We start from the raw sequence: 12,253 nt of genomic DNA on the forward strand, positions 1-12,253 counted from the left end.
GAATGCCCCTGGCGATCCCCAGTATGGGGCCCGGATCCTCGTTCACCAGATGTGTCGCGCACGTGCCTTTGCGCAGTAGTCCCGTCGCTATTTGCAGACACCGATGAATGACCTGCCAACTGGCCTGATGGCGCCAGAGCGCGCGATGGGCGAAGCAAGACCCGTTGTGCCAGTGCCGCCTGGTCCACGGGCACCAGGGTCACGCCCGCGAATGGCTCGGCACCGCGCACGCCGCCAGCATGCAAGTGCGAGACGATGGTGGCCTGATCGCCGCCGACGACGAGCATGCCCGAGTCCTGGACCTGGACCTGTGCTGGCGTGAAGTGGCTCTGTTCAGGAGGGCGAGTAGCTCGTCAACCTCAACTCACTGTTTCAGATATCCGGATAACCGTAAAAGCTCTGTCATTACCGTATCCAGGTCCGAATCTGGAATCCCCCCCTGCGCTCGAACTCCGACCCAGCGTCGAACCAATTGAATTGCTCCAGCATCCAACTCTGGATATTGCATGGCAAGAAGATGAGAAAGATCTCGCCCCGTCAAGGTTGGATCTTTCTTCAGCATATCCCTAAATAAAACGGATGCAGCTACGCCCTGAGTTAGTTCCATCATAAATTCGGCCTCCTAAAATAAGCAAACTGCACGCGCCCCATTGGGGCTGGAACCAAGACTTGAGTGTAACCGTATTTTGAGACAGCCCTACCCGTCCATGTACTCATTGCAGCTCGCTCCTTTGTCATTCCGGCGTTGATATTTCGTACGAATTCGGCAGAATTGACGCTGTCGGTTCCAGAATCCCATAGCCCGTTGACTCTATTAATCTCAATATTTTCAATTTTTATTCCCTGCATCAAGCTGGCAAAAATGTCTATACCTGACCCTAGGACGGACGCGTCGCCTTGAGCACGTATCTCGCATAAGAGAATTCCGTCTCGATTGACGTAGGCATTCAAACCATGATTCCATTTTCTGCGTCAAGATAGTCGATATTAATCAGGCCATCAGATCGGTTGATAATAAATCGCTCACTTACATCCAACCTGGGTATAGGTGGCCCTTGAGATGCCTCATCCAACTGCTGGGTGAGATCTGGATTCTTACCTTCTTCACGCGAAGTTGCCCAGCGCGCATCCGGCAAAAGCACCGGCGCGCCCGTACGGGCCTTGAGCACCGTGCCCACAACGAAAGCCTCGGCCTGAGTCAGCGTCATGCCGCGCAGTCGCCGGGCCACCTTGGGCATGCCCCACTGGTGTGCCAGATCGGCTATCCAGGCAATCGTGCGGCGCACCCAGGCCGCCATTTCCGGGTACCTATGCCACCACGTTGATGGTGAATTACCTCAGCCATGTCCGCAAGTGCCTCTTCCACGGCCAGCGCATGCCAGTTATTCACAGGCATTGAGCCGCGGCGGTGCTGTCCATCCTCCGAATTTTTCCAGCGTGCCGCGTATTTGCGCACCAGTGGATCTGTCAGCAGATGCAGCATGGTTTGGCGGTATTCTTGCAATGTGACCGATTGACTGAGGCCCAAATGAAAAAGTTCGTGGAATACGACCCTGAACCCCTCAACCTCATCCCTGATTCCCTCAAGGAAAAGATAGAGCCTTCCCTCACTTACCCCGCCACTTGGCATGCTCTCAGGCGCGACGAGACCAGCAGCCGTTGGGTTTTGCACGATCATTGGCGTGACCGCCCCACGCATCCCCAGACCATCGAGCGCCTGGTCCACAATGTCCTGCGCTTGCTGGGCCGTTATGCCCGGCCTTGGCGTGGCAGGGGTTGAGGGCCCGTCGAACTCGCTGGCATATGCCGGGTTCTCCCGCTGCGCCACCGCGAATGCCAGGTCCACCAGGTCTTGGCTGTCGAACAGCTCCGGTTTGTTCGTGAGCCTGTCCCATGCCTCGCGCATGGCGGCCCGCACCCGCGCCAGCCAGCCCTGCACCGAGTTGTTCGGCATCAGTGCGGTAGGCTGCACGCCCAGCTCGATCGCCACCTGCACGGCATAGGGGAACAGTTCTTCGCTGCTGTAGGCAGCAGCATCTGCGCTGTCTGGCCGCGAAGCCTGCACGCGCGCTGTGGCCTCGTCGTAGACCCGCCGCTGCAGGCTCCCCTCGTGCCTGTTCGCCCAGCTGCCGATCACCTCGTGCGGTTGCCTCCACCCCGCCTCGCCCAGCACCGCCTCGCCATGCTTGTGCACCAGCTCGTGCGCGGCCACGGCCATCTCCTGGCCGGCCTCGATGTGGTCGGCGATTAGGAAGACGGTGTTGGTTTGCGGATCGAAGAAGCCCCGGGCCAGTCCCGTGTCCTGCGAGCCGATGTCGACTTCGCCAATCAAGGGCTCCCAGTGCACCTGGATGTCGGCCGAGGTGGCAACCACCACGCGGCCACGGCCCTCTGCGAGCAGGCCCATGCTGTTGGTGAGCTTGGCCACGGCAGCCTTTACGGACTGCACGGTGGCGGGCCTCGACGGCAGGCCATTGGCCCGTGAAGCTTGATCTGGCGCGCTGCGGCTGAATTGCTGGCCCGATAGGGAGGCAAGGGAAGGCTGAGAGGGCAGGGATGGGCCTGCCGACGCCGAGTCGCGTGGCGGCGGCTTCTGCAGCAACTGCCGCGCCTTGTGCACTTGGTCGAGCCCAACGAGCACGCCGCCCTTGCGCCGCAGCACGCGCTCCACGCCGCCTTGGCGCAGGCGCTCCTGCAGCTGTACGGGGTCGCCTTTGACCATCAGCGTGCCGTCGCGTTGCATCTCCATGACGGGCACAGGCTGAGACGCTGCAGCGCTCGCGGGCAAGCCATGCCGCACCTCAGTACGAGGTGCACTGGCGCCCACTGGGCTGGGGCCACCTATGGAACTGCCAGCCGTTGGTGCTTGGGTCGCGGTGGGCGCAAGCTGTGCGGCAGTTCTGGCCCGGGGCAAGGTGGCCGTTGCCGATGCGCGCTGAGACCCCCGATCTGCCTGCGTGCCAACCGGGCCAGCCGGTGCAGCGGGTGGGCGGCTGGGCACCTGCTGTGCCAGTGCCGCCTGGTCCACGGGGACCAGGGTCACGCCTGCGAATGGCTCGGCACCGAGCACGCCGCCGGCCTGCAGGTGCGCCAGGATGGTGGTCTGGTCGCCTCCGACCACGAGCATGCCGGAGTCCAGGGCCTGGACCTGTGCGTCTATGGGGGCGGTGGCCTGGGGCTGGGGCGCTGTTGCAGGTGCGCTTGCGGGAAGTGGGTTTTTTCAGGACGGCGAGTAGCTCGTCAACCTTAACTCACCCATTAAACGACCAACTGGACGGATCCCGAGCGCGCCTATGGCCTCGCTCTTCCCTCCAGGGGTTTCCCCATCGATTCCTGCGTGCCAGAACCGACGCACCCATCACTTCCAGCGATTCAAGAATCGTAGAAATTTATTTCATTCTTTGTCGTAATAATTTTTCATCCAGTGATCAATGTCCATTCCTTCCTTTGCGACAAAGTACACAAAGAGTTTTGCATTTCCAAGACTTGCCCCTTTTCCGAGGAGATATCTTATGTATTTTTCCGCATCCAATCGTGCAAGTTTGCGCACGTCCTCCAGATGTAGGTTGTATACATCTCTGTAATCACGACAGCTTCCCCCTTCCTGAGAAACATCCCTCCCAAGATCACGATTCAGGAACTCTAGAGTGGAATCATATAACCCAGCCATAGCAAATCCTTTAACAGTTATTTTTTCCTGGCAATTATATTAACCTTGCTAGGAGCATCCTTGAGTCCATCGGCGTCAATAGGGTCCTTCAATGTTATCTCGAAGGCCTCGTATCCAACTTTCCCCCTGGCCTTGCCGAACGATATATCTCTTATCGCGGCCTGTGCCCAATCATTTTTCGTTCCATTGTGATTGCTTTTGCGATGCTTGTCGAATTCTTTTTGGAAATTTTTGAGATTTTCTTCAGCCAGCTTGCCAGGCAAGGCAATCGGGGGGCTCCCCGTAGTTTCAATGTAATAAGAAATCAATTTTCTCAATATTGCCTCGGTCACTCCAGGGGCGTTGATTATCACGTGCTCCTCTGTTGATTTTATTTTTGACCTTTTTGAAATGCTCAAAATTGGGCCGTTATCTGTTATTTCCACGCTGGCAAAATCAACATCCTCTCCGTCCACGAGCATCGTAATGGCGTTACTTGGGTCGTTGTCCGTAGTTATTCGAACCCTGAAGTCCGTGAGCGGAACCGGACGCGGATTGTTCTCCGACCCCAGCGGGCCTTTCTCCTTCGCAGTCCCCGCACCGTCCTTGCCTGCATCGCGGCTCATCTGGAGGGGGCGGGGCGGTGAAGAGTACGAGGGATAAGGCGTGGAATGACTTGCGCTGCCGCCCGTGGGCCCGACCACATCGCCCTGCCACTGAACCGTTGCAGCCTCTGCGCGCTCTTGCTGCGCAATGCCAAACGCCAGGTCCACCAGATCCTGCCCATCGAACGCCTGCGGATTCTCGGTCAGCTTGCCGAGCACGGCCTGCAGCGATCCCCGCACGCGCGCCAGCCAACCCCGCACCGAGTTGTTCGGCATCAGCGCCGTAGGCTGCACGCCCAGCTCCATCGCCACCTGCACGGCATAGGGGAACAGTTCTTCGCTGCTGTAGGCGGCAGCATCTGCGTTGCCTTGGCGTGAAGCCTGCACGCGCGCTGCGGCCTCGTCGTGGACTCTCCGCTCCAGGCTCCCCTCGGGCCTGTTCGCCCAACTGCCGATCACCTCATGCAGTTGCTTCCACCCCGCCTCGCCCAGCACCGCCTTGCCATGCTTGCGCCCCAACGCGATCTCCTGCGAGACCGTGAACAGGTTCCTAGGGTCGAAGAGCCTCTGGGCCAGACCTGTGTCTTGAGAGCCCATGTCGACTTCGCCGATCAGGGGCTTCCAGTGCGCCTGGATGTCGGCCGGGGTTGTGACCACCACCCGGCCGCGGCGCTGTGCGAGCAGGCCCATGCTGTTGGTGAGCGTGGCAACTCTGCCGGCTCGTGGAGGAAGGGCTGTTTTGGAACTGTGGCTATCTCGACAACCCACTCCCCGCTGGGAATCTTTGGTGCCCAGTTCCAACCCATCCTCACTGGCCGCGGTTTCATTCATCCTGCGCAGGGCACATGCTCATTGAGTCTCATTGCTTCCGTCGCTCGTGGCGGAAGGGCGAGTCCCGTTTGCATATCCACGTGCATTGCGCCGCTCAATTTCCTGGGCTAAACTGAATACGTCCCCAGCGGAGTGGTTCACGGCGCGAGCCGGGAGCTGCACCCCATAGAGGGTTGTTCTAGGGTCGATCTTTAGTGGACCGGCTATCTCGCCAACCCACTCCCCCCGCTGGGGATCTTGTGTGCTCAATTCCAAGCCGTCCTCGCGGGCTGCAGCCTCCAACCACTGGGCGCTGGGCATATACTCGTTGAGCTCCACGGCCTCAAGCGTATACAGCGGGTTCGCCCGTCCTTCTTGCCCCGTTTCCTTGACGGTTAGCTTCACAAGCTTTGAGCGTCCATTCACCTGCATGTGTGCGAAGAAGCGATGAACTGCACGGATGTTCACGTCGTCACTGCGGTCCTGCTTGCTCCACCCCAGGATGGCATGCGCGAACAAGCTGTCCGCATTGGCTACAGCCATGGCATGCGTAGCAGGTGTCTCCGATTTGGCCACCGCCTTGCCGCTGAGCATCTTGTCAAGCGAATTGCGCGAAACCACTGCCTTGAGGCCCGTGGACTCGTTGGTAAGCTCTTGTCCCTGAAATTGCTTGGCTGCCTCGCGCGCTTCGCTGAAGGTTGAGGCCTCGCGCACCTTCGGCGCTCGGGCTCGGCTGAACAGCAAGCCGCCACGCAGAACTGGAGCAGCAATGCGTTCGCGCTGCTGTGCTCCGTCAAGGTTGTGGTTGCCGGATGGCGTTAGTAGAATCAAGTCTTTCCCGCCATCGTTTTGGGCGTTGGGATGTAGGGTAGAGATGACCTTCTCTACACTCATCGTGGCGGGAAACTTTCTGGCGCTGACTGCCGCCAGTTCTTTTTTGCCGGTGCGCACCTCATCGAGGTACAGCACCGACCCGTCACTCATCTTCTTGACGTAGGCAATCTGCTGTTTGCCAAGGCGATTGGTCGTTCCCAAAACCACCTTGTCCGGAGCGGCTATCACGTCCGGCAACCGCAGCAAGTCCTGGTCGCTCAGCGGCAGCAACCCACGGGATCGTTCGGATTTCTCGTCGTAGTGGTTCTTGATGATGTGGCGAACGGCAGACCCATCAATCACGTGCCGAAAGCCCGTAATCTCCAGGCCATGCGCCGCTGAACTTTCGACAAGCCAATCCGACGCACGGCCCAGCGTCGTTTTCTGCGGCGCGTGACCGGGCTGCCTGGCACTGTCGATCACCGCCTGGATGTCTCCAGGCGCTTCCGTCCAGATTGCGTCCAACTCGCCAGCATGCTCGGGGTGCTCCCGCTGCGCGATGCCCCACGCCAGGTTCACCAGGTCCTGGCTGTCAAACAGGCCGGGTTGACTGGTCAGCTTCTCGAAAACCGATCGCAATGCTACCCGCACCCGCGCCAGCCAGCCCTGCACCGAGTTGTTCGGCATCAGCGCCGTAGGCTGCACGCCCAACTCCATCGCCACCTGCACGGCATAGGGGAACAGTTCTTCGCTGCTGTAGGCGGCAGCATTTGCGTTGCCTGGCCGCGAAGCCTGCACGCGCGCTGCCGCCTCGTCGTAGACCTGGCGCTCCAGGCTCCCCTCGGGCTTGTTCGCCCAACTGCCGATCACCCCGTGCAGTTGCCTCCACCTTGCTTCGCCCAGCACCGCCTTGCCATGCTTGTGCACCAGCTCGTGCGCGGCCACGGCCATCTCCTGGCCGGCTTCGATGTGGTCGGCGATGAGGAAGACGGTCTTGCTGTTGGGGTCGAAGAACCCCTGGGCCAGACCTGTGTCCTGCGAGCCCATGTCCACCTTGCCGACCAGGGGCTCCCAGTGCGCCTGGATGTCGGCCGAGGTGGCGATCATTGCCATCAATTGGCCCATTCCCGAGGGGGCTCATCCCGGCATTTCAAGCAGTTTGGCTCATCGCAATATTGAAAGACTTCATCGTTGCTCGCTGTGAGGGCTCGGAGTGGTACTGTTATTAGTCCGAACGGTTCTCCTTTTTCCACCCCCAGAACTGCTTGTCAGTTAAAATCCGTCGGGTTCCCGGCATGTTTTGAAAAGCATCAGAGGATTGGACTCCGACCCTTCGCAGGACATCCGGGAGCGCTTTTTTGTCGACATACCAAGCTTTCCCTTCGCGAGCCCATTTGCGCACCGGGGGCGGACCACCGTCCTTGTCGTAAGCATTGGTCAGCAAACCGACGGTCACTCCCGGCCTGTTTCCCTGGGCTTTGGGATTGATAGTTATCATGACTATCGCCCCGTCAACAAGCTATGGCGCTATCAGCACCAAATCACCGGTTACCGTGTCGGAATCGAAAACTGCGGCCGGAGTCTCCAGCCATTGTGGTACGTTTTTCCATTGCTCGGCGGTCATGTTGGGATGCTTTGGGGGCGAGCCTCGCGGCAAGCCGCGATCTGGCTTGATTACTGCCTTTTCGTCCTGCATGACGGAACGGGTTTGACCTGTGCAAGGCACTGTTCAGCGTACTTGATTTGGCTGCACCTATATTCGTTTTAGCACTTCCTTGGTCATTTCGTAGTACACATCAACGGGACGGCTGTCGCTTGCAAGGTATTGAATTTCTTCTAAAAAGTATGTTCTCCCCGATTCGGATTCCCAGTCCCGAACTGCAAGCAGGACTTTCTCTAGAACTTCGTGCGCACCTATGGGGTTTGAACAGTTCTGTAGCTCATCTAGGACATCTACTCTTACAGGCTCTGTGATAGCTCTACTTGATAGACGCAAAATAAGGAGGTTGTGTGTGGGGCCAGTGACGCGAACAAGTTTATATACCGGTGCGTTATTTACAAATTGCATGACATCTCCTAGTAGGGTGAAGGATAGCGCCGATCCGCCGCCGAATGGGCGTCCAAGTAGCTCGGTCCGTGCTTTCTCATGAACCAGGACTCGGCGGCCTCATGCCTGAGCAAAGCCAAGTCTATCTCGGTATAAGTTCCCGCTGCCAACCTTAGCCATGATTCTGCCATTTCGGGGGATGCGTCGAATCTTCTCCACTCTGGCGGCACTCCGTAATCCCGATATCTGTCAAGAAGGTGCTTTTTAAAGAAAATGTGCTCCTTTATTTTTTTTGATGTTCGCCGGCTTTATTCCCGTATTTTGAGAAATTTGTGAAATATCGAGGGCGTTGGCTCGAATGCTGGTGTAAATGCGCTCCGCAGCGGCCCACGCATCTTCATCTGCCACTGGGCCGGTCGCGCCAGTCTGGCGCTTTGCAGCACGCTCGGCGGTCATGTTGTAACGCTTTGAATCCTCACGCTGCACCACCGCAAACGCCAGGTCCACCAAGTCCTGCCCATCAAAAGCCTGCGGATTGCCCGTCAGCTTGCCGAGCACGTCCTTCAGCGATGCGCGCACCCGCGCCAGCCAGCCCTGCACCGAGTTGTTCGGCATGAGCGCTGTAGGCTGCACCCCCAACTCCATGGCCACCTGTACGGCATAGGGGAATAGTTCTTCGCTGCTGTAGCTGGTCTCATCCGCTCCGGCCGGCCGTGAAGCCTGCACGAGTGCCATGGCCTCGTCGTAAACCAGCCGCTCCAAGCTCCCCTCAGGCCTGTTCGCCCAACTGCCAATCACCTCGTGCAGTTGCCTCCACCTTGCTTCGCCCAGCACCGCCTTGCCATGCTTGTGCACCAGCTCGTGCGCGGCCACGGCCATCTCCTGGCCGGCCTCGATGTGGTCGGCGATGAGGAAGACGGTCTTGCTGTAGGGGTCATAAAAGCCCTGGGCCAGACCTGTGTCCTGCGAGTCCATGTCCACCTGGCCGATCAGCGGCTCCCAGTGCGCCTGGATGTCGGCCGAGGTGGCCACCACCACGCGGCCACGGCCCTCTGCCAAAAGGCCCATGCTGTTGGTGAGCCTGGCAACTGCGGCGCGCACCGATTGAACGGTGGCGGGCTTGGAGGGCAGGCCCTGGTTGGTGTGGGCGCCTGGACGCGCGCCAGGGCCTTCGCCTTGTGTGCGACGGTAGCCAGCCAAGTGCTTTTCCGATAAAATTCGCCGTGTTCCCGGCTTGTTTTGAACCGCCGTACTGGGCAATCGGAGCCCAGCCTGCGCCAAGATGGTCGGGAACTTTTTTTGGTCGACATAACGCGCCAGTCCGTCCCTCAACCAGCGGCCATAGGGCGGCGGCCCGTCGTCCTTGTCGTATGCGTTGACCAGCAAATGCAGTCGCAACGCCGCGGAGCCGATTTCCGCATCAGGCTCTACTATCATGAGTACATGCGAACCTTGCACTGTCTCTGGGGCAACCACCACCAGCCTTCCTGCAACGGTATCCGAATCAAAAACCGCTGCGGGGCTTTCCAGCCATTGCGGTACCTTCATCCACTCAGAAGCAGTCATGTGGGGATGTTTGAGCTGTCCTTGCAAGACTTTGCTTTCCTGCAAGTACAGAGGGGTTGCCGCGTATCCCAGCAAACCCAGCATGTCAGATGAGTCCAGAACAGTGACGCCGGTTCTGTTGGCCGGCGCTCCCGCAAACAATGCATCGATTCGGGCCTCGTAGGCAGTTTTGGTCGCTGCAGTTCGAGAGAACTGCAACGCACCTGCACCGGCTGCACCCGATCCCTGCGACTGGTGTGCGGATGTGGTGTTGAACCGGGCTTGGCTGTTGCCTTGGGCATTGCCACCCTTGCGCCCCGCATGCTCGATTGCCCGCATCACAAAGCGCTCGGCCTCGTTGTAGGTCATGGCTCTTATGGCCCGCGCCAGCCTGGCCATGCCTGCCTTGTCAGCCACGGTGGCCAACCATTGGGCCAGTGCTCGGATGCGCGATGGCTGCCAGCGCGTTCCCATGCTCAAATCGACATTCAGCTCCTCGGATATCCGCGCCAGGCCTTCCTCAATGGCCATCGCCTCCAACTGCCCTTGCAGTTCACTGTCTGTGTACCCAAGGCGCGCCAGTTGCTCACGCTGTTGCGGCACGATGCCAGTGCGCTTCCACTCATTGGCATACTGCTGAACCCGCGTGTCGCTTGCCGCCAGGTCCAGCATGGTCTGCACGTACTGCGCGCGTGGCACCAGAAAGCGCACACCCCGATGGAGCAGTTCATGGAAAACGACCAGCCGCACGTCCAGGTCCGAGCCCACGCCCGACTGGAACACATAGATATCCCCACTCCCGAGGGTAATGCCCGATGCCACTACTTCCGCAGGCACGACGAGTCCGATATCTCCGGGGCTGCCTACGGCCTTGACTGGTGGCGCACCAGCAACCCCCGCAAGAGTCTCCTGGATCACCTGATCGATGCGTTCAAGCGAAAGCTCCGCCTTTGGGGGCGTTGAACGGGTGCTGTAGCGGCTGGCAGGCGAAGACCCATCTTCTGCTTTGCTTGCTGATGCGTTGCGGCTGAACTGCTGGCCCGACAGGGGGGAGGGCAGAGAGTGGTCCGCCGAGGCCGAGGCGCGTGGCGGCGGCGGCTGCAGCAACTGCCGCGCCTTGCCCATCTGGTCAAGCCCGACGAGCACGCCGCCCTCGCGCCGCAGCACTCGCTCCACGCCGCCTTGGCGCAGGCGCTCCTGCAGCTGTACGGGGTCGCCCCGGACCATCAGCGTGCCGTCGCGCTGCATCTCCATGACGGGCACAGGCTGAGACGCTGCAGCGCTCGTGGGCGAGCCATGCCGCCCCCCACTACGAGGTGCACTGGCGCCCACTGGGCTGGGGCCACCTATGGAACTGCCAGCCGTTGGTGCTAGGGTCGCGGTGGGCGCAAGCTGTGCGGCAGTTCTGGCCCGGGGCAAGGTGGCCGTTGCCGATGCGCGCTGAGACCCCCGATCTGCCTGCGTGCCAACCGGGCCTGCCGGTGCAGCGAGTGGGCGGCTGAGCACCTGCTGTGCCAGTGCCGCCTGGTCCACGGGCACCAGGGTCACACCCGCGAATGGTTCGGCACCGCGCACGCTGCCGGCCTGCAGGTGCGCCAAGATGGTGGCCTGGTCGCCGCCGACGACGAGCATGCCGGAGTCCAGGGCCTGGACCTGTGCGTCTATGGGGGCGGTGGCCTGGGGCTGGACCTGTGACGCCGCGGAGTGGCGGGCGGTGCCGTGCTGGGTAGTTGCGGGTGCTGCTTCTGCAGCACTGGCATGCGCTTCAGCATTCGCTGCGGAAGGTGTTGGTGCCGGCGCGCCGGGTGCATTGGCGGCTGGGTCTGCGGCAGCGGTTGTGCCAGTTTGGCCCGCCGTGCTGCTGACCTGTCTTTGCGACAAGGCGTCGGCGCCTTGTTGGGTGCCGCTGTGGTTGCCGTCCGTCGATGCCGGCAAGGGCCCTGCGGGCGTGGCCGATGGGGCTGCAGGGCTTGGTGCGGTGGCTGTGGCGGTTGCGGCTTCCAGCGCCGGCAGGGCCTCGGCCTGCCGCAGTATCTCTGCCTCCGCCTGGGCTTTTCTTGTGGCGCTGGCGGCATTCGACTAGGTGGGCACGCTATCTGGTTGCAAGGCTTGTGGATACCCGGGCAGCAGTGCCGCAGCAATGGTTGCCGCTGGGAAGGGGGGCGGGGGCACTGCGGGCCCGCTGGCGGTGGGCGCTGCAGGCGCTGTTAGCCCGTGTGCCATGGTTGGTGCAGGTGGTGGGGGCGATGCGGGTGGGGTGCCGGGCTGTGTCGGCTGGTCCTGCACGCGGGGTGCGGGGTTTGCGCCGCGCGTACCGGCCGCGCCGTCCATGGCAAAGCCGGCAGCCATGGCCTGGCCTGCGGCCTCGCCCGCCATGTCGCTGAGTTTCACGTCCTGGCCGGCACGCGAGAGTTCCAGGCCCTTGGCCACGGCGCCCGATGCATCTTCGGCCCCTTCGGAGAGCGAGCCGGTCGTGCCGAGCTTGAGCCCTTGCAATGCGATCTCCAGCGCCTGGGTGCCCAGGTTGCCCTGCATGCCGCGGGTCAGTGGTTGGGTGAGGAAGGAGCTGGATTTCACGGCCTCGCGCGCTGCGCCGCCTTTCAGGTGCGATGGCAGGAAAGCCTTTTCGATGGCATCGCCGCCGGGCACCAGTTTCATCGACAGCACCGATGCCCCGGTGCCCACCAGCAATGCGCGGGTGGTGGCCTGGTTGCCGCCGACGACGAGCCTGCCGGAGTCCAGGGCCTGGACCCGTGCGTTTACTGGCCAGCCCGCCATCGCAAA

The 12,253-nt window shown here is 61.0% G+C and carries 9 protein-coding genes; all 9 read right to left on the minus strand.

Annotated features, from left to right (window positions below):
- Positions 1 to 364 precede the first annotated feature (364 nt).
- The 9 genes from AC07PA_RS27015 to AC07PA_RS27055 all read right to left on the minus strand — a co-directional run bounded on the left by AC07PA_RS27015 (position 365) and on the right by AC07PA_RS27055 (position 12,247).
- Positions 365 to 610 carry a hypothetical protein gene (locus tag AC07PA_RS27015; protein WP_494609407.1) on the minus strand — a complete coding sequence of 82 codons (246 nt, stop codon included), beginning with the start codon at positions 608 to 610 and terminating at the stop codon, positions 365 to 367.
- A gap of 337 nt (positions 611 to 947) precedes the next feature.
- Positions 948 to 1,238 (minus strand): hypothetical protein, encoded by a 291-nt coding sequence (locus AC07PA_RS27020; RefSeq protein ID WP_494609406.1) that lies wholly within the window; start codon positions 1,236 to 1,238, stop codon positions 948 to 950.
- 23 nt (positions 1,239 to 1,261) lie between these two features.
- Entirely contained in the window at positions 1,262 to 2,749 is a 1,488-nt protein-coding gene (locus AC07PA_RS27025; RefSeq protein ID WP_494609405.1) for a hypothetical protein, read from the minus strand.
- Positions 2,750 to 3,394: 645 nt separating this feature from the next.
- On the minus strand, positions 3,395 to 3,550 hold the full coding sequence (locus AC07PA_RS27030) for a hypothetical protein (protein ID WP_179679810.1): 156 nt from the start codon (positions 3,548 to 3,550) through the stop codon (positions 3,395 to 3,397).
- A gap of 137 nt (positions 3,551 to 3,687) precedes the next feature.
- A complete protein-coding gene (locus tag AC07PA_RS27035) occupies positions 3,688 to 4,944 on the minus strand; it encodes a hypothetical protein (protein WP_494609404.1) in 1,257 nt (418 codons plus the stop codon).
- 159 nt (positions 4,945 to 5,103) lie between these two features.
- Complete coding sequence (locus AC07PA_RS27040) at positions 5,104 to 6,990, minus strand: PBECR3 domain-containing polyvalent protein (RefSeq protein ID WP_494609403.1); 1,887 nt, start codon at positions 6,988 to 6,990, stop codon at positions 5,104 to 5,106.
- A gap of 406 nt (positions 6,991 to 7,396) precedes the next feature.
- Positions 7,397 to 7,573 carry a MuF-C-terminal domain-containing protein gene (locus AC07PA_RS27045; protein ID WP_494655400.1) on the minus strand — a complete coding sequence of 59 codons (177 nt, stop codon included), beginning with the start codon at positions 7,571 to 7,573 and terminating at the stop codon, positions 7,397 to 7,399.
- 615 nt (positions 7,574 to 8,188) lie between these two features.
- Positions 8,189 to 10,723, minus strand: a complete 2,535-nt coding sequence (locus AC07PA_RS27050; protein ID WP_494609401.1) for a MuF-C-terminal domain-containing protein — start codon at positions 10,721 to 10,723, stop codon at positions 8,189 to 8,191.
- An 825-nt stretch (positions 10,724 to 11,548) separates the two neighbouring features.
- A complete protein-coding gene (locus AC07PA_RS27055; RefSeq protein WP_494655401.1) occupies positions 11,549 to 12,247 on the minus strand; it encodes a hypothetical protein in 699 nt (232 codons plus the stop codon).
- Between the last annotated feature and the right edge of the window lie 6 nt (positions 12,248 to 12,253).

The organism is Acidovorax sp. GW821-FHT09B03 (assembly GCF_059418305.1).